We start from the raw sequence: 14,967 nt of genomic DNA, 5'->3' as shown, positions 1-14,967 counted from the left end.
AACCCTAAAGTTCACCAATTAAAACCACTTATACATAAAATTTTGATAAAAATTATCTTGGAATCTATGCAAACGTTAGCAAAATCTTTAGGGCACTAAAAAAGGGATAAAGCTTAACTTTATCCCTCTTATTATATGAAAAGGAAAGATTACTCTTCGCCTTTAACTTCAGTTGCATCTGTAGCTTCAACTTCAGTAGCGTCATCAGCCTTCTTAGTGCTTTTTCTTCTACGAGTAGTTTTCTTAGCTTCAGTTTTGATCTCAGTAACGTAAGTTTCATTGAAATCAACTAGCTCGATAATACACATTTCTGCATTATCACCTAAACGATTTCCTGTCTTAAGAATACGAGTGTAACCACCTGGGCGGTTCGCAACTTTTACTGAAACTTCCTTGAACAACTCAGTAACCGCTTCTTTTTGCTTTAAATAGCTAAAAACAACACGTCTTGAGTGTGTGGTATCTTCTTTACTCTTAGTAATCAACGGCTCTACATACATTTTTAAAGCTTTTGCTTTAGCAGTAGTTGTGCTGATTCTTTTGTGTAAGATTAATGAAGAAGCCATATTTGAAAGCATAGCCTTTCTGTGGGCAGCTTTTCTTCCTAAGTGATTAAACTTTTTTCTATGTCTCATTTTACCTTATTCCTTATCTAATTTATACTTAGAAATGTCCATACCGAAAGTAAGATTCAAAGATTCCAATAAATCATCCAACTCGGTTAAGGATTTCTTACCAAAGTTTCTAAATTTCAACAGGTCGTTTCTGTTAAACTGAACTAGTTCTCCTAGTGTATCTACATCAGCAGCTTTCAAGCAGTTCAGTGCTCTTACAGAAAGATCCATATCTACCAATTTAGTTTTAAGAAGTTGACGCATATGCAATACTTCTTCATCAAACTCTTCATTAGCAAACTTCTCATCAGTGTCAAGAGTGATCTTTTCATCAGAGAATAGCATGAAGTGATAAATAAGAATTTTCGCCGCTTCTTTTAACGCTTCTTTTGGATGAATTGAACCATCAGTTGTAATTTCAAAAACTAATTTTTCGTAATCAGTTTTTTGCTCTACACGGTAGTTCTCAACATCAAACTTAACGTTCTTAATTGGTGTGTGAATAGCATCAATTGGAATAACTCCAAATTCTGCATCTACTGGTTTATTCTCAACAGAAGGAATATAACCACGACCTTTATTGATAGTTAAATCCAATTGTAATTTGGCAGAGCTATCCATTCTGCAAATCACAAGTTCTGGATTCAACACTTCGAAACCGGTTAGGAACTTGTTAATATCGCCTGCTGTAAAAGTTTCTTGATCCGAAATGGTAACAGTTACCAATTCGCTGTCAACTTCTTCAACTTTTTGTTTAAACCGAACTTGTTTTAAGTTCAGGATCATTTCGGTTACGTCCTCAATAACACCTGGTACAGTAGAAAACTCATGATCAACACCCTGAATTTTGATAGTAGTAATTGCGTACCCCTCAAGTGAAGAAAGTAAAATTCTTCTTAAGGCGTTACCAATTGTAATACCATATCCAGGCTCTAATGGACGAAATTCGAATTTTCCGAATCTATCGTCTGCGTCGAGCATAATAACTTTGTCCGGTTTTTGGAAAGCTAATATTGCCATAAAATATTGATTAACTATTTTTATTTAGAATACAATTCAACGATTAACTGCTCCTTGATGTTCTCAGGAATTTCAGTTCTTTCTGGAATGTTTAAAAACTTACCGCTTAGCGAAGTTTGATCCCATTCCAACCAAGATGCTTGGTTGTATCTTGCAGTAGATAAAGAATCGGTAATAGCAATTAAAGACTTCGATTTTTCACGAACTCCTACGATATCCCCGGCTTTTACTGAAAATGAAGCGATATTACAAACCTGACCGTTCACAGTAATATGTTTATGGCTAACCAACTGACGAGCAGCTGATCTTGTTGGAGCAACACCTAATCTGTAAACAACGTTATCTAAACGACATTCCAGGAGTTGTAACAATACTTCACCAGTAATACCTTTACTTCTTGCGGCCTTTTTAAATAAGTTAGAGAACTGCTTTTCTAATACACCGTAAGTGTATTTTACTTTTTGCTTCTCTTTCAACTGTACCCCGTATTCAGACATTTTTGATCTTCTACGGCTATTACCGTGCTGTCCTGGAGGGTAGTTTTTATTTTCAAATGCCTTGTCAGGTCCAAAAATTGGCTCTCCAAATTTTCTAGCAATTTTACTCTTTGGTCCTATATATCTAGCCATCTCTTATTAAATTTAATTTTTACGTTAAGTGACTTAAAAAGTTATCGGTTTTAAAAAGTGCCGCTGTTCTTGAGAGGATATCAAAAGAAAAAAAAACCGAACAAAATTTAAGCTGAATTTTAATTATACTCTACGTCTTTTTGGTGGTCTACAACCATTATGTGGTAGTGGAGTTACATCGATGATTTCTGCGATATCAATTCCGCAAGCATTTACTGCACGGATAGCAGATTCACGTCCGTTACCTGGACCTTTTACGTATACTTTAACTTTTCTCAAACCTAGGTCATGAGCTACTTTAGCACAATCGGTTGCTGCTTGTTGAGCAGCATATGGAGTATTCTTTTTAGAACCTCTAAATCCCATTTTACCGGCCGATGACCAAGAAATAACCTGACCACTGTTATTGGTCATTGAGATAATAATGTTGTTGAATGATGAGTGGATGTGCACTTGTCCTAGTGCTTCAACCTTCACAACTTTCTTTCTAACTGATACAGACTTCTTTGCCATAACTTAACAATTATTTAGTCGCTTTCTTTTTGTTTGCAACTGTTTTTCTCTTACCCTTTCTAGTACGGGAGTTGTTTTTAGTTCTCTGTCCACGTAAAGGTAAACCAACACGATGACGAATACCACGGTAGCAACCAATGTCCATCAAACGCTTAATGTTCAGTTGATTTAGAGAACGTAATTCACCCTCTACCTTGAAGTTAGCGTTAATAGCTTGACGAATTCTTCCTGCTTCATCATCTGTCCAGTCCTTAACTTTAGTATCGTAGCTAACACCAGCTTCATCAAGGATTTGTTTAGCGGCGCTTCTACCAATTCCAAAGATGTAAGTTAAACTAATAACTCCTCTTTTGTTTTGAGGCAAATCGACTCCAACAATTCTAGCCATAAAATTTATTTATTTATTTACAAGTTAACTTAATTATCCTTGACGTTGTTTAAACTTAGGATTCTTTTTATTAATCACATACAAACGTCCTTTTCTTCTAACGATCTTACAATCTTCAGAACGTTTCTTTACAGATGCTCTTACCTTCATTTTATCGAAATTTAATTTTTGTATCTAAAAGTAATGCGCCCTTTAGTAAGATCGTATGGCGACATTTCCACTTTAACCTTATCCCCAGGCAAGATCTTAATATAGTGCATTCTCATTTTCCCGGAAATATGAGCTGTAATCACATGTCCGTTCTCAAGTTCTACACGAAACATTGCATTTGATAATGCTTCGGTAATGGTACCGTCTTGTTCTATTGAAGGCTGTTTAGCCATAAGTAATAATTGTATTATATGTTATTTTATTCCTCAATAAATTCAAAACTGGACAGGATTTGAGCTTGTCCATTTCGTACAACCACGGTATGTTCGAAATGCGCAGAGGGCAGTCCATCTGCTGTAACAATTGCCCAACCATCTTCATCCTGATAAACTTCTTTTTTTCCGAAATTCACCATTGGTTCAATGGCTATAACTAAGCCATTTCTCAATTTTAAACCTCGGTGTTGTCTACCAAAATTGGGAACCTGTGGATCTTCATGCAAATCCTTACCAATTCCGTGTCCAACCATTTCTCGTACAACAGAAAAACCATGTTTCTCTGCATGTTGCTGAATGGCATAGCCGATATCCCCCAAATGGTTTCCTTCGACCGCATTAGTTATGCCTTTATAAAGAGCTTCCTTAGTTACTTTTAGTAACGATTTAATTTCAGGTTTTACCTCTCCTACTCCGAATGTGTATGCTGAATCGCCATAAAAGCCATTTAACAACACACCACAATCGCAAGACAAAATATCCCCTTCCTTCAACTCATAGAAAGACGGAATTCCATGCACAACCTGCTTGCCAACTGACATGCAAAGTGTGTTTGGGAATCCATCGTAACCAAGAAATCCTGGCTGTCCGCCATTATCTCTTATATATTCTTCTGCAATTTGATCCAACTTTAGAGTCGATATGCCGGGGCATATCCACTTAGAGATTTCTCCAAGAGTCTTGGCCACCAGCATGTTACTTTTTTCAAGTAACGCTATCTCCTCCTCAGTCTTGTAAAAAATCATTTTGCAAAGAAAGCAAAAATATTTTAATAAGCAGCAGCTCCCGCTGGAGATTTGCCTTTTATTCTTCCAGACTTCATCAAACCATCATAATGACGCATCAATAAATGACTCTCGATTTGTTGTAAAGTATCTAAAACAACACCCACTAAAATCAATAACGAAGTCCCTCCGAAGAATTGAGCAAAACCACTATTTATACCACCCATCATTGCAAAGGCAGGCATAATAGCAACCCAACCTAAGAATAAAGATCCCGGTAAAGTGATACGAGACATTACAGTATCTAAGAAATCAATTGTTTTCTTACCTGGCTTAATACCTGGTATGAAACCACCATTCTTTTTCATATCCTCGGCCATTTGCGTTGGATTAACTGTAATTGCAGTATAAAAATAAGTAAACAACACAATCATTACAAAGAACAAAGCATTGTAATAAAAACCGGTATAGTTACTTAAAGCAGCAGCTACTCCAGATAATGAATCAGAACTCGCATAGTTCACAAATGCCATTGGCAAGAACATAATAGCCTGAGCAAAGATGATTGGCATAACACCAGCAGCATTCACTTTTAAAGGAATGTACTGACGAACGCCACCATACTGTTTGTTACCAACAATACGCTTAGCGTATTGTACTGGAATCTTTCTTGTTCCTTGTACCAACAAAATTGTCAGTGCAAATACAACAAACAAAATCACAATTTCAAGAACAAGTAGAATTAATCCGCCGCCTTGTCCTTCTAATCTTGATCCCAATTCAGCGAAAAAGTTAAAAGGTAAACGAGCGATAATACCAATCATGATGATGATAGAAATACCGTTACCAATTCCCTTATCAGTAATCTTTTCACCTAACCACATGATAAACATGGATCCGGCTGCAAGAATAGCCACTGAAGATGCTGTAAAGAACCAGCCTTTCAAAATGAAAGCAGTCTCAGGCAATTGCGAATGCAGGTTTAATAAATATCCTGGTGCTTGAAGAATAAGGATAACCACTGTTAGGTAACGTGTAATCTGATTGACCTTACGTTGACCACTTTCACCTTCTTTTTGTAGACGTTGAAAGTAAGGGACCGCAATACCCATCAACTGAATAACGATGGATGCCGAAATGTAAGGCATGATTCCAAGGGCAAAAATTGAAGCATTCGAAAATGCACCTCCTGAAAACATATCTAACAAACCTAAAACACCGTCTTTAGTTTGAGATTTTAACGCGCCTAAGTGAGCTGGGTCTATCCCCGGCAACACAATCATGGTTCCTAAACGGTAAACCAATAGAAGAGCTAAAGTTGTTAAGATTCTTGATCTTAAATCTTCAATCTTCCAGATGTTCTTCAATGTATCTATTAAACCTTTCATTATCTAATCTTACAATTTAACAACAGTTCCTTCAACTGCTTCAATCGCTGATTGAGCAGACTTCGAGAACGCATGAGCTTTAACTTCAAGTTTAGCAGATAATACACCATTACCTAAAACTTTGATTTTGTCGTTTTTGTTACACATTCCTGCGTTAATCAAAACCTCAACATCAATAGTCGTAAGGTTGTTTTTCTCAGCTAAAACTTGCAATACTTCAACATTAATAGCTTTGTATTCAACTCTATTAATGTTCTTAAATCCAAACTTAGGTACTCGACGTTGTAAAGGCATTTGACCACCTTCGAAACCAACTTTTTTAGAGTATCCAGATCTTGACTTTGCACCTTTATGTCCTCTGGTTGAGGTACCACCTCTTCCAGATCCTTGTCCGCGACCTATTCTTTTAGTTGTCTTAACAGAACCAGCTGCGGGTTTTAAGTTACTTAAGTCCATAATATATATATGCTATTAACAATTATTATTCTTCAACGATAACTAGGTGACTCACCTTTGCAACCATTCCTTTAATTTGAGGTGTAGCCTCATGCTCAACAGTACCATTGATCTTTTTCAATCCCAATGCTTCTAAGGTTTTCTTTTGGCGAGCACTACTCCCAATTTTACTCTTAACTTGGGTAATTTTAATCTTAGCCATTTCCTTTAGTTTAACCGTTAAACACTTTATCTAATGAAACACCTCTATGGTCAGCTACAGTATGAGCATCTCTTAACTCAGCAAGAGCTGCAATAGTAGCTTTTACAAGGTTATGAGGGTTTGATGATCCTTTTGACTTTGCAAGTACATCAGTTACACCAACACTCTCAAGTACGGCACGCATCGCACCACCGGCTTTTACCCCGGTACCGTGAGAAGCAGGCTTAATGAAAACCTCTGCTCCACCAAAACGTGCAAGTTGCTCGTGAGGAACAGTACCTTTAAGTACTGGAACCTTAATAAGATTTTTCTTGGCAGCGTCAACACCTTTTGAAATTGCAGTAGTAACCTCGTTAGCTTTTCCAAGCCCCCAACCTACTAATCCATTCTCGTTTCCAACAACAACAATTGCTGAAAAGCTAAAAGTACGTCCACCTTTTGTTACTTTAGTAACACGGTTAATAGCAACCAGTTTATCCTTAAGTTCTGCGTCGCTAGTCTTAATATTCTTCTCTGCCATAATTCTTAAAATTTAAGGCCACCTTTACGAGCAGCGTCCGCTAAAGATTTAATTCTACCATGGTATAAGTAACCATTTCTATCAAATACTACTTCAGAAATACCTGCAGTGACAGCTTTCTCAGCAATTGCTTGCCCTACAAACTCTGCTTGCTCCAATTTAGTACCATTCTTCTCAGAAATTTCTTTTACTAGAGATGAAGTAGATACTATAGTCTTTCCAGTAATATCATCTATAATCTGTACTGAAATCTGCTTATTTGAACGAAAAACTGACATTCTTGGTCTTTCGGCAGTTCCAGAAATCGACTTACGAACTCTTCTTTTAATTCTAAGTCTTCTTTCGCGCTTAGTTAAAGCCATAATTTACTGTTTTAGAAATTATTTACCCGCAGATTTACCAGCTTTTCTTCTTAGCTGCTCTCCAACAAATTTAACACCTTTTCCTTTATACGGCTCAGGTTTTCTGAAAGAACGAATCTTTGCAGCAACCTGTCCAATCAATTGCTTATCGCAACTCTCAAGAGTAATAATTGGATTAGCACGCTTGTCAGTTACAGCAGTAACTGTAACTTCTGGTGCAATCTCCATATGAATCAAGTGAGAGTAACCTAAAGCCAACTCTAAGATCTGACCGTTAGAAGTCGCACGGTAACCAACACCTACAAGTTCTTGCTTAGTAGTATATCCTTCAGATACACCAACAACCATGTTGTTGATTAATGAACGATAAAGACCATGCATTGCTTTGTGAGGTTTTTGATCAGTTGGACGCTCTAAAACGATAGAGTTTTCTTCAACAGTTACTTTGATTACAGGATCAACCTGTTGGGTTAATTCACCTTTAGGCCCTTTAACCACTACTGAATTATCTTTGTTTACCTTTACTTCAACTCCGGCAGGCAAAACGATAGGTGATTTTCCAATTCTTGACATCTTTTTTCCTCCCTATTATTAGTAAACGAAACATAACACTTCACCACCAACATGCTTTTGGCGAGCTTCCTTATCTGTCATTACTCCCTGAGAAGTAGAAAGGATAGCAATACCTAAACCGTTAAGTACGCGAGGTAGTTCAGCAGCTCCACAATATTTTCTTAAACCTGGTTTTGACACACGCTTAAGATCCTTAATTGCTGGAATCTTAGACTCTGGATGATATTTCAAAGCAATTTTAATTTTGCCTTGCAAACCATCATCCTCAAATTTGTAATTAAGGATATATCCTTTATCCTTAAGAATTTTTGTGATCTCTTTTTTTACGTTTGATGCAGGAATCTCAACCACTTTGTGATTAGCCATAATTGCATTTCTTAAACGTGTAAGAAAATCTGCTATTGGATCTGTCATTTTATAAAAAATTAAATTGATCCCGATTGCTCGGGACAATATTTAACAATTGTTCTTTTACAAACTTTGTTGGTTACCAACTTGCCTTTCTAACACCTGGGATCAAACCAGCTGAAGCCATCTCACGGAAAGTGATACGACTTAAACCGAATTGTCTCATGTATCCTTTAGGACGACCAGTTAGCTTACATCTGTTATGCAATCTAACAGGTGAAGAATTTTTAGGTAAACGACTAAGACCGATATAGTCACCTTCCTCTTTTAATTTAGCTCTTTTAGCCGCGTATTTATCTACTAATTTCTGACGCTTAACTTCACGAGCTTTCATTGATTCTTTAGCCATCGTATTACTTTTTAATGTTTTTAAATGGTAATCCAAATTCTTTCAAAAGAGCATAGGCTTCTTCGTCGGTATTTGCTGAAGTAACAAAGGTAATATTCATACCCATAATCTTATTCACTTCATCAAGAATGATTTCAGGGAAAATGATTTGTTCTTCAATACCTAATGTATAGTTTCCACGTCCATCAAGTTTGCTATTAATACCTTTGAAGTCACGGATACGTGGTAAAGCAACACGAATTAATTTCTCAAGAAATTCATACATGCGCTCACGACGTAGAGTTACAGTAGTACCAATTGGCATACCTTTACGTAACTTAAAGTTAGAAATATCTTTAGACGATAGAGTTGATACTGCTTTCTGTCCAGTGATAGAAGTTAATTCGTTCAATGAGAACTCCAGAACTTTCTTGTCAGCAATTGCTTGTCCAACACCCTGATTAAGTACTATCTTCGTTAATCTAGGAACTTGCATTACAGATTTGTAGTTGAATTCCTTCATTAAAGCTGGAACAACTTCCTCTGTATACTGTTTTCTAAGAGATGGTGTATAACTCATTACTTAATCTCCTCCCCTGACTTTTTAGCGTATCTAACTAATTTGTTATTGTCATTCAATTTTCTACCAATACGGGATGCTTTCCCGGTAGAAGGATCCTTCACATTTAAATTTGAAATGTGAATTGGAGCCTCTTGCTTAATAATACCGCCCTGAGGGTTAGCTGCGTTAGGCTTAGTGTGTTTAGAAATCATGTTAACACCTTCAACGATCGCGCGTTGTTTGTCAACAAGAACTTCTAATACTTTACCTTCCTGGCCTCTAGATTCCCCTGCGTTTACAATTACGGTATCACCCTTTTTAATATGTAACTTTTTTCGCATTGTTCTAAGTTTACAAGATTATAATACTTCTGGTGCTAGAGAAACGATCTTCATGTTTGTTTCACGTAGTTCTCTTGCAACAGGTCCAAAAATACGGGTTCCTCTCATTTCTTCAGCTGCATTCAACAACACACACGCGTTATCGTCAAAGCGAATATAAGACCCATCATTTCTTCTAATCTCTTTTTTTACACGAACAACAACGGCTTTGGTTACTGTTCCTTTTTTCATGTCCGAACCTGGGATTGAGTTCTTAACGGTAACCACAATCTTATCGCCAATTGATGCATAGCGCTTTTTGGTTCCGCCTAACACACGGATACAAAGAACTTCTTTGGCTCCGCTGTTATCAGCTACTAATAGTCTACTTTCTGTTTGTATCATGATTACTTAGCTCTTTCAATAAGTTCAACTAATCTCCAAGTCTTATTTTTACTTAAAGGTCGGGTTTCCATGATTTTTACGGTATCACCTTCATTACAGGTGTTCTCTTCATCGTGAGCAGTATACTTTTTAGTTTTGTTCACAAACTTACCGTAAATAGGGTGTTTTTCTTTAGTGTGAACCGCAACTGTGATGGTTTTATCCATTTTGTTGCTTACCACTACCCCGATACGTTCTTTTCTAAGGTTTCTTTCCATCACTTTTTTTACTTTTCAGTTAATTGCCTCTGACGTAATTCTGTCATTAATTTTGCAATATTACGTCTGGTTACCTTGATTTGCAAAGGATTCTCCAAAGGTGAAATAGCGTGATTTAGGTTGAATCGAGTTAATGCTGATCTTTCAGCGTCCAACTTTTCTACTATTTCCTGCGTTGTTAACTCTTTAATTTCTGAATTCTTCATGCTTAAACATTTGAATTTTCAACATAATCACGTCTTACGACAAACTTTGTAGTAACAGGTAATTTTTGAGCAGCAAGACGCAAAGCCTCTTTAGCTACTTCAAAAGGTACACCTTCACACTCAAATAACATTCTTCCTGGTGTAACAGGAGCTACGAATCCTTCTGGTGAACCCTTACCTTTACCCATACGTACCTCTGCAGGCTTCTTAGTGATAGGTTTATCTGGGAAAATTCTGATCCACAGTTGACCTTGTCTTTGCATATATCGGGTTACTGCAACACGAGCAGCTTCAATTTGGCGACCGGTAATCCACTTGGTCTCAAGTGATTTAATTCCAAAAGATCCGAATGCTAATTCAGTTCCGCGTTGAGCGTTACCTTTCATTCTTCCCTTTTGTTGTCTCCTAAATTTAGTCCTTTTTGGTTGTAACATCGTACTAATACATTAAAATTTAAAGACTACTTCTTTTTTCTTCTATTAAAACCAGGCTTTCCACCTTTAGGTGCACGAGCATCGCGCAATCCTGCATTTGGAGTTAAATCTGGTTTTCCATAAATCTCACCTTTACAGATCCAAACTTTGATACCTAATAGACCGTAAGTTGTTAAAGCTTCAGCTAAACAGTAATCAATATTGGCTCTTAAAGTGTGAAGAGGAGTACGTCCTTCTTTATACATTTCAGAACGTGCCATCTCTGCTCCATTTAAACGGCCTGAGATTTGAACTTTAATTCCTTCAGCACCCATTCTCATTGTAGAAGCAATGGCCATCTTAGTTGCTCTTCGGTAGGCGATACGTCCTTCGATTTGACGAGCAATGTTATTAGCGACGATTACGGCATCCAACTCAGGACGCTTAATTTCAAAGATGTTAATTTGTACTTCCTTGTCAGTAATCTTCTTCAACTCTTCTTTTAGCTTATCTACTTCCTGACCACCTTTTCCGATAATAATACCCGGACGTGCAGTGTTGATAGTAATAGTGATAAGTTTTAGAGTTCTTTCAATTATGATTTTAGAAATACTTGCTTTTGCTAAACGAGCATTTAGATACTTACGAAGTTTTGTATCCTCAACAAGCTTCTCACCGTAGTTTTTTCCACCAAACCAGTTAGAATCCCATCCTCTGATGATTCCTAGTCGATTCCCTATTGGATTTACTTTTTGTCCCATTCTAACTATTCTTTTGTATCACTTTCGGCAGTTTTGCTACCAAGTAATATAGTTACATGATTTGATCTCTTTTTAATTCTATGTGCTCTCCCTTGAGGAGCAGGTCTTAAACGCTTAAGAATACGTGCTGAATCTACTGAAATCTCTTTCACGTAAAGTGCACTTTCCTCAAGTCTCTGCCCTTCATTTTTAGCTTGCCAGTTGGCAATAGCTGAAAGCAATAGTTTTTCTACGCGATTCGATGCTTCTTTTGGACTGAAACGAAGTACATCTAAAGCTCGGTTCACCTCCATACCTCTCACCATATCGGCAACAAGGCGCATTTTGCGGGGCGAAGTAGGAACATTCCTTAAGCTAGCAAAGGCTTTGCTTAAATTCTGCTCCTTTATTTGGTTTGCTTTTATTCTTTTTCTAGCTCCCATTTCTATGAATTCAAAATGTTAATTAAAACCAACGTCACGCTTAACGTTTTTTCTTATCCGCGTGACCTCTAAAGGTACGAGTTGGTGCAAATTCCCCTAATTTATGTCCAACCATATTCTCGGTAACATACACTGGGATGAATTTATTTCCGTTGTGAACGGCAATCGTGTGGCCTACGAAATCTGGAGAGATCATAGAACGACGTGACCAGGTTTTAATCACAGATTTTTTACCTGACTCGTTTTGCTCTAATACTCTTTTATCCAATTTGAAATCGATAAAAGGGCCTTTTTTTAATGAACGACTCATAACAACTTAGTTAATCAAATTATTTTTTCCTTCTTTCAACGATATACTTATTAGAAGCATTCTTCTTAGCACGGGTTTTGAAACCTTTAGCCAAAACACCTGTTCTAGAGCGTGGATGTCCACCTGAAGATTTACCTTCACCACCACCCATTGGGTGATCAACTGGGTTCATCACAACACCACGAACACGAGGTCTTCTACCTAACCAGCGAGTACGACCGGCTTTACCACTTCTTTCAAGAGCGTGATCGCTATTTGAAACAGTTCCGATTGTCGCTTTACAAGTAACAAGAATCATTCTAATTTCTCCCGAAGGCAATTTGATCATTGCATATTTGCCATCTCGTGAAACGAGTTGAGCATATGCACCAGCACTACGAGCCATCACAGCACCTTGAGAGGGTCTTAATTCAATATTATGAATTATTGTACCTAATGGGATATCTGATAATGGCATTGCATTTCCGATCTCTGGAGCAACTTTTTCACCAGACACAAGAGTTTGTCCAACTTCCAATCCGTTAGGAGCAATAATGTAACGTTTCTCACCATCTGCATACACAAGCAAAGCAATGCGCGCAGTACGGTTTGGATCGTACTCTATTGAAACTACGTTGGCAGGAATAGTATCCTTGTCTCTTTTGAAATCGATTACTCGATATCGTCTTTTGTGACCACCACCTATATATCTCATTGTCATTTTACCGGTGTTATTTCTACCACCAGTTTTTTTCATTGGTCTTAACAATGATTTCTCAGGTTTGTCTGTAGTTACCTGTTCAAAGGTATTTAAGATCTTATTTCTTTGACCAGGAGTTACAGGTTTTAATTTACGTACAGCCATTTTCTAATTAAATATTGCTATAAAAATCTATGTTATCTCCTTCAACTAAAGTTATAATCGCTTTCTTAAAAGAAGCAGTTCTTCCTTCAATTGCACCAGCTTTAGTAAAACGGCTTTTTTTCTTACCTTGATAGTTCATGGTATTCACGGCCGAAACTTTCACGTTGTACATTTTCTCAACTGCTTTCTTAATATCGATCTTTGTTGCTCTACGATCAACAACAAAACCTACGCGATTTAGCTTTTCGCTTAGGTCAGTCATTTTCTCAGTAACGAGGGGCTTTAATAAAATTTCCATTTTTTTAAACTTAGTTTAGTTTAAACATTTCATCGAGCCCTTTAATCGAACTCTCAACGAATAACAAAGTTGAAGCTTTCATAATGTCATAAGTTGCTAAGTCAGAAACTCGCACAACTTCAACATTCTTCAAATTACGAGACGACAAATATATGTTTTTATTCTCTTCGTTTAAAACCAAAAGTACTTTTTTATCAGCCACTTTCAGATTATTTTGAAGATCAACAAACATTTTTGTCTTTACTGCTTCAAAATTGAAATCTTCTACTACTACTAAAGCATTGTTTTGTGCCTTAACTGCTAATGCAGATTTACGAGCCAATTGCTTAAGTTTTTTGTTCAATTTAAAGCTATAGTTTCTTGGACGTGGTCCGAAACAACGTCCTCCACCACGAAACAAAGGAGACTTAACACTACCCGCACGAGCTGTACCAGTACCCTTTTGCTTTTTAATTTTAGCTGTACTACCAGAAACTTCAGCTCTTTCTTTCGATTTGTGAGTTCCCTGACGTTGGTTAGCCAAAAATTGTTTTACATCTAAGTAAATAGCGTGCTCATTTGGTTCGATGCCGAAAACTGAATCTTGCAACTCAATTTTTCTTCCTGTATCTTCTCCAGCTGTGTTTAAAATAGTTAATTCCATTACTTTTCAATAATTACGTATGAACCTTTAGACCCTGGAAGAGATCCTTTAACTAATAATAAGTTGTTCTCAGGAATTACCTTAAGAACCTGAAGGTTTTGAACCTTCACAGTGTCCCCACCAGTACGTCCGGCCATTCTCATGCCCTTAAATACTCTTGCTGGGTAAGATGCAGCACCAATAGAACCAGGTGCACGTAAACGGTTATGCTGACCGTGTGTCGCGCCACCTACTCCGCCAAAACCATGACGTTTTACAACACCCTGGAAACCTTTACCCTTTGTTACCCCGGCAACATCCACGAATGGTGTGTTTTCAAAGATATCAACAGTAATAGCATCTCCTAACTTATATTCATTCTCAAAATCTGAGAATTCAACAAGTTTTTTCTTAGGTGTAGTGTTTGCCTTTTTAAAGTGCCCATCTAGCGCCTTAGTTGTTCGCTTTTCTTTCTTTTCATCAAAAGCCAACTGAAGTGCTTCGTAACCGTCAGACTCAATAGTCTTAACTTGTGTTACAACACATGGACCTGCCTCAATGACAGTGCATGGAATACATTTTCCCTCGGCACTGTAAACGGAAGTCATTCCGATTTTTTTTCCAATTAATCCTGGCATTTCTCTTTTTGTTTTAATATAAAACTAACAATTACTGTCTATCAAACTTTGATTTCAACTTCAACTCCACTAGGCAACTCAAGTTTCATTAAAGCATCAATTGTACTTGCAGAAGAACTGTAAATATCAATTAAACGCTTAAATGAAGAAAGCTGAAATTGTTCTCTTGATTTCTTGTTCACAAAAGTTGAACGAAGAACAGTAAATATTCTTTTGTGAGTAGGAAGTGGAACTGGTCCACTTACAACTGCACCTGTAGCCTTAACTGTCTTTACAATCTTATCAGCTGACTTGTCAACTAAGTTGTGATCGTAAGATTTCAGTTTAATTCTAATTTTCTGGCTCATATTATTAAATC

General features: G+C 37.1%; 30 protein-coding genes. All 30 read right to left on the bottom strand.

The genetic code is table 11. The annotated features are described in order from the left end of the window. Positions 1-149 precede the first annotated feature (149 nt). Positions 150-635, bottom strand: coding sequence for a 50S ribosomal protein L17 (gene rplQ / locus EO244_RS03385; protein ID WP_129252933.1), 486 nt, complete (start codon positions 633-635; stop codon positions 150-152). A gap of 6 nt (positions 636-641) precedes the next feature. Continuing rightward, positions 642-1,634, bottom strand: a complete 993-nt coding sequence (locus EO244_RS03380; protein ID WP_129252931.1) for a DNA-directed RNA polymerase subunit alpha — start codon at positions 1,632-1,634, stop codon at positions 642-644. 20 nt (positions 1,635-1,654) lie between these two features. After that, the gene (rpsD, locus tag EO244_RS03375) at positions 1,655-2,263 is read right to left on the bottom strand and encodes a 30S ribosomal protein S4 (RefSeq protein ID WP_129252929.1); all 609 of its coding nucleotides are present in this window, start codon (positions 2,261-2,263) and stop codon (positions 1,655-1,657) included. Positions 2,264-2,386: 123 nt separating this feature from the next. Further along, positions 2,387-2,776, bottom strand: a complete 390-nt coding sequence (gene rpsK, locus EO244_RS03370) for a 30S ribosomal protein S11 (protein WP_129252927.1) — start codon at positions 2,774-2,776, stop codon at positions 2,387-2,389. 10 nt (positions 2,777-2,786) lie between these two features. After that, a complete protein-coding gene (gene rpsM / locus EO244_RS03365) occupies positions 2,787-3,164 on the bottom strand; it encodes a 30S ribosomal protein S13 (RefSeq protein WP_129252925.1) in 378 nt (125 codons plus the stop codon). Between the two features lie 33 nt (positions 3,165-3,197). Beyond that, the gene (ykgO, locus tag EO244_RS03360; protein WP_054714088.1) at positions 3,198-3,314 is read right to left on the bottom strand and encodes a type B 50S ribosomal protein L36; all 117 of its coding nucleotides are present in this window, start codon (positions 3,312-3,314) and stop codon (positions 3,198-3,200) included. An 11-nt stretch (positions 3,315-3,325) separates the two neighbouring features. Beyond that, positions 3,326-3,547 (bottom strand): translation initiation factor IF-1, encoded by a 222-nt coding sequence (gene infA / locus EO244_RS03355; RefSeq protein WP_054714084.1) that lies wholly within the window; start codon positions 3,545-3,547, stop codon positions 3,326-3,328. Between the two features lie 26 nt (positions 3,548-3,573). After that, a complete protein-coding gene (gene map, locus EO244_RS03350; RefSeq protein WP_129252923.1) occupies positions 3,574-4,335 on the bottom strand; it encodes a type I methionyl aminopeptidase in 762 nt (253 codons plus the stop codon). 23 nt (positions 4,336-4,358) lie between these two features. Continuing rightward, positions 4,359-5,702 carry a preprotein translocase subunit SecY gene (gene secY / locus EO244_RS03345; RefSeq protein WP_129252921.1) on the bottom strand — a complete coding sequence of 448 codons (1,344 nt, stop codon included), beginning with the start codon at positions 5,700-5,702 and terminating at the stop codon, positions 4,359-4,361. Between the two features lie 9 nt (positions 5,703-5,711). Further along, entirely contained in the window at positions 5,712-6,158 is a 447-nt protein-coding gene (gene rplO / locus EO244_RS03340) for a 50S ribosomal protein L15 (RefSeq protein WP_129252919.1), read from the bottom strand. Positions 6,159-6,183: 25 nt separating this feature from the next. Further along, positions 6,184-6,360: a 50S ribosomal protein L30 gene (gene rpmD, locus EO244_RS03335; protein ID WP_129252918.1), complete on the bottom strand. Its 177-nt coding sequence runs from the start codon at positions 6,358-6,360 to the stop codon at positions 6,184-6,186. A 10-nt stretch (positions 6,361-6,370) separates the two neighbouring features. Continuing rightward, positions 6,371-6,880 (bottom strand): 30S ribosomal protein S5, encoded by a 510-nt coding sequence (gene rpsE, locus EO244_RS03330; RefSeq protein ID WP_129252916.1) that lies wholly within the window; start codon positions 6,878-6,880, stop codon positions 6,371-6,373. A gap of 5 nt (positions 6,881-6,885) precedes the next feature. After that, on the bottom strand, positions 6,886-7,242 hold the full coding sequence (gene rplR, locus EO244_RS03325; protein ID WP_129252914.1) for a 50S ribosomal protein L18: 357 nt from the start codon (positions 7,240-7,242) through the stop codon (positions 6,886-6,888). 18 nt (positions 7,243-7,260) lie between these two features. Next, positions 7,261-7,815 (bottom strand): 50S ribosomal protein L6, encoded by a 555-nt coding sequence (rplF, locus tag EO244_RS03320; RefSeq protein ID WP_129252912.1) that lies wholly within the window; start codon positions 7,813-7,815, stop codon positions 7,261-7,263. Between the two features lie 18 nt (positions 7,816-7,833). After that, the gene (gene rpsH / locus EO244_RS03315) at positions 7,834-8,229 is read right to left on the bottom strand and encodes a 30S ribosomal protein S8 (RefSeq protein WP_129252910.1); all 396 of its coding nucleotides are present in this window, start codon (positions 8,227-8,229) and stop codon (positions 7,834-7,836) included. A 73-nt stretch (positions 8,230-8,302) separates the two neighbouring features. Further along, positions 8,303-8,572, bottom strand: coding sequence for a 30S ribosomal protein S14 (gene rpsN, locus EO244_RS03310; protein WP_129252908.1), 270 nt, complete (start codon positions 8,570-8,572; stop codon positions 8,303-8,305). 4 nt (positions 8,573-8,576) lie between these two features. Next, complete coding sequence (rplE, locus tag EO244_RS03305; protein ID WP_129252906.1) at positions 8,577-9,131, bottom strand: 50S ribosomal protein L5; 555 nt, start codon at positions 9,129-9,131, stop codon at positions 8,577-8,579. Further along, entirely contained in the window at positions 9,131-9,454 is a 324-nt protein-coding gene (gene rplX / locus EO244_RS03300) for a 50S ribosomal protein L24 (protein ID WP_129252904.1), read from the bottom strand. Before rplX ends, rplE begins: the two co-directional genes overlap by 1 nt. An 18-nt stretch (positions 9,455-9,472) precedes the next feature. Then, entirely contained in the window at positions 9,473-9,838 is a 366-nt protein-coding gene (rplN, locus tag EO244_RS03295; protein ID WP_129252902.1) for a 50S ribosomal protein L14, read from the bottom strand. A gap of 2 nt (positions 9,839-9,840) precedes the next feature. After that, positions 9,841-10,095 carry a 30S ribosomal protein S17 gene (gene rpsQ / locus EO244_RS03290; protein ID WP_129252900.1) on the bottom strand — a complete coding sequence of 85 codons (255 nt, stop codon included), beginning with the start codon at positions 10,093-10,095 and terminating at the stop codon, positions 9,841-9,843. 8 nt (positions 10,096-10,103) lie between these two features. Continuing rightward, positions 10,104-10,301, bottom strand: coding sequence for a 50S ribosomal protein L29 (gene rpmC, locus EO244_RS03285; protein WP_129252898.1), 198 nt, complete (start codon positions 10,299-10,301; stop codon positions 10,104-10,106). 2 nt (positions 10,302-10,303) lie between these two features. Continuing rightward, positions 10,304-10,735, bottom strand: a complete 432-nt coding sequence (gene rplP / locus EO244_RS03280; protein ID WP_129252896.1) for a 50S ribosomal protein L16 — start codon at positions 10,733-10,735, stop codon at positions 10,304-10,306. A 26-nt stretch (positions 10,736-10,761) separates the two neighbouring features. After that, positions 10,762-11,475 carry a 30S ribosomal protein S3 gene (gene rpsC, locus EO244_RS03275; RefSeq protein WP_129252894.1) on the bottom strand — a complete coding sequence of 238 codons (714 nt, stop codon included), beginning with the start codon at positions 11,473-11,475 and terminating at the stop codon, positions 10,762-10,764. Between the two features lie 5 nt (positions 11,476-11,480). Continuing rightward, entirely contained in the window at positions 11,481-11,897 is a 417-nt protein-coding gene (gene rplV, locus EO244_RS03270; protein ID WP_129252892.1) for a 50S ribosomal protein L22, read from the bottom strand. A gap of 40 nt (positions 11,898-11,937) precedes the next feature. After that, a complete protein-coding gene (rpsS, locus tag EO244_RS03265) occupies positions 11,938-12,207 on the bottom strand; it encodes a 30S ribosomal protein S19 (protein ID WP_129252890.1) in 270 nt (89 codons plus the stop codon). A 19-nt stretch (positions 12,208-12,226) separates the two neighbouring features. Next, on the bottom strand, positions 12,227-13,051 hold the full coding sequence (gene rplB / locus EO244_RS03260; protein ID WP_129252889.1) for a 50S ribosomal protein L2: 825 nt from the start codon (positions 13,049-13,051) through the stop codon (positions 12,227-12,229). Positions 13,052-13,058: 7 nt separating this feature from the next. After that, positions 13,059-13,349, bottom strand: coding sequence for a 50S ribosomal protein L23 (gene rplW / locus EO244_RS03255; protein ID WP_129252887.1), 291 nt, complete (start codon positions 13,347-13,349; stop codon positions 13,059-13,061). A 10-nt stretch (positions 13,350-13,359) separates the two neighbouring features. Further along, on the bottom strand, positions 13,360-13,992 hold the full coding sequence (gene rplD, locus EO244_RS03250) for a 50S ribosomal protein L4 (RefSeq protein ID WP_129252885.1): 633 nt from the start codon (positions 13,990-13,992) through the stop codon (positions 13,360-13,362). Next, positions 13,992-14,609 carry a 50S ribosomal protein L3 gene (gene rplC, locus EO244_RS03245; RefSeq protein WP_129252883.1) on the bottom strand — a complete coding sequence of 206 codons (618 nt, stop codon included), beginning with the start codon at positions 14,607-14,609 and terminating at the stop codon, positions 13,992-13,994. Before rplC ends, rplD begins: the two co-directional genes overlap by 1 nt. Positions 14,610-14,650: 41 nt before the next feature. Further along, complete coding sequence (gene rpsJ, locus EO244_RS03240) at positions 14,651-14,956, bottom strand: 30S ribosomal protein S10 (RefSeq protein ID WP_129252881.1); 306 nt, start codon at positions 14,954-14,956, stop codon at positions 14,651-14,653. Positions 14,957-14,967 lie beyond the last annotated feature (11 nt).

The sequence above is a fragment of the Ancylomarina salipaludis genome (genome assembly GCF_004122035.1).
Lineage (GTDB): Bacteria > Bacteroidota > Bacteroidia > Bacteroidales > Marinifilaceae > Ancylomarina > Ancylomarina salipaludis.
Note: the sequence above shows the minus strand (reverse complement) of the source record. Positions and strands in the feature narration are given on the sequence as shown.

Bases quoted from the DNA above. Each gene is read 5' to 3' on its own strand.
- rplQ (WP_129252933.1), bottom strand. From the start codon at position 635: ATGAGACATAGAAAAAAGTTTAATCACTTAGGAAGAAAAGCTGCCCAC.
- EO244_RS03380 (WP_129252931.1), bottom strand. From the start codon at position 1,634: ATGGCAATATTAGCTTTCCAAAAACCGGACAAAGTTATTATGCTCGAC.
- rpsD (WP_129252929.1), bottom strand. From the start codon at position 2,263: ATGGCTAGATATATAGGACCAAAGAGTAAAATTGCTAGAAAATTTGGA.
- rpsK (WP_129252927.1), bottom strand. From the start codon at position 2,776: ATGGCAAAGAAGTCTGTATCAGTTAGAAAGAAAGTTGTGAAGGTTGAA.
- rpsM (WP_129252925.1), bottom strand. From the start codon at position 3,164: ATGGCTAGAATTGTTGGAGTCGATTTGCCTCAAAACAAAAGAGGAGTT.
- ykgO (WP_054714088.1), bottom strand. From the start codon at position 3,314: ATGAAGGTAAGAGCATCTGTAAAGAAACGTTCTGAAGATTGTAAGATC.
- infA (WP_054714084.1), bottom strand. From the start codon at position 3,547: ATGGCTAAACAGCCTTCAATAGAACAAGACGGTACCATTACCGAAGCA.
- map (WP_129252923.1), bottom strand. From the start codon at position 4,335: ATGATTTTTTACAAGACTGAGGAGGAGATAGCGTTACTTGAAAAAAGT.
- secY (WP_129252921.1), bottom strand. From the start codon at position 5,702: ATGAAAGGTTTAATAGATACATTGAAGAACATCTGGAAGATTGAAGAT.
- rplO (WP_129252919.1), bottom strand. From the start codon at position 6,158: ATGGACTTAAGTAACTTAAAACCCGCAGCTGGTTCTGTTAAGACAACT.
- rpmD (WP_129252918.1), bottom strand. From the start codon at position 6,360: ATGGCTAAGATTAAAATTACCCAAGTTAAGAGTAAAATTGGGAGTAGT.
- rpsE (WP_129252916.1), bottom strand. From the start codon at position 6,880: ATGGCAGAGAAGAATATTAAGACTAGCGACGCAGAACTTAAGGATAAA.
- rplR (WP_129252914.1), bottom strand. From the start codon at position 7,242: ATGGCTTTAACTAAGCGCGAAAGAAGACTTAGAATTAAAAGAAGAGTT.
- rplF (WP_129252912.1), bottom strand. From the start codon at position 7,815: ATGTCAAGAATTGGAAAATCACCTATCGTTTTGCCTGCCGGAGTTGAA.
- rpsH (WP_129252910.1), bottom strand. From the start codon at position 8,229: ATGACAGATCCAATAGCAGATTTTCTTACACGTTTAAGAAATGCAATT.
- rpsN (WP_129252908.1), bottom strand. From the start codon at position 8,572: ATGGCTAAAGAATCAATGAAAGCTCGTGAAGTTAAGCGTCAGAAATTA.
- rplE (WP_129252906.1), bottom strand. From the start codon at position 9,131: ATGAGTTATACACCATCTCTTAGAAAACAGTATACAGAGGAAGTTGTT.
- rplX (WP_129252904.1), bottom strand. From the start codon at position 9,454: ATGCGAAAAAAGTTACATATTAAAAAGGGTGATACCGTAATTGTAAAC.
- rplN (WP_129252902.1), bottom strand. From the start codon at position 9,838: ATGATACAAACAGAAAGTAGACTATTAGTAGCTGATAACAGCGGAGCC.
- rpsQ (WP_129252900.1), bottom strand. From the start codon at position 10,095: ATGGAAAGAAACCTTAGAAAAGAACGTATCGGGGTAGTGGTAAGCAAC.
- rpmC (WP_129252898.1), bottom strand. From the start codon at position 10,301: ATGAAGAATTCAGAAATTAAAGAGTTAACAACGCAGGAAATAGTAGAA.
- rplP (WP_129252896.1), bottom strand. From the start codon at position 10,735: ATGTTACAACCAAAAAGGACTAAATTTAGGAGACAACAAAAGGGAAGA.
- rpsC (WP_129252894.1), bottom strand. From the start codon at position 11,475: ATGGGACAAAAAGTAAATCCAATAGGGAATCGACTAGGAATCATCAGA.
- rplV (WP_129252892.1), bottom strand. From the start codon at position 11,897: ATGGGAGCTAGAAAAAGAATAAAAGCAAACCAAATAAAGGAGCAGAAT.
- rpsS (WP_129252890.1), bottom strand. From the start codon at position 12,207: ATGAGTCGTTCATTAAAAAAAGGCCCTTTTATCGATTTCAAATTGGAT.
- rplB (WP_129252889.1), bottom strand. From the start codon at position 13,051: ATGGCTGTACGTAAATTAAAACCTGTAACTCCTGGTCAAAGAAATAAG.
- rplW (WP_129252887.1), bottom strand. From the start codon at position 13,349: ATGGAAATTTTATTAAAGCCCCTCGTTACTGAGAAAATGACTGACCTA.
- rplD (WP_129252885.1), bottom strand. From the start codon at position 13,992: ATGGAATTAACTATTTTAAACACAGCTGGAGAAGATACAGGAAGAAAA.
- rplC (WP_129252883.1), bottom strand. From the start codon at position 14,609: ATGCCAGGATTAATTGGAAAAAAAATCGGAATGACTTCCGTTTACAGT.
- rpsJ (WP_129252881.1), bottom strand. From the start codon at position 14,956: ATGAGCCAGAAAATTAGAATTAAACTGAAATCTTACGATCACAACTTA.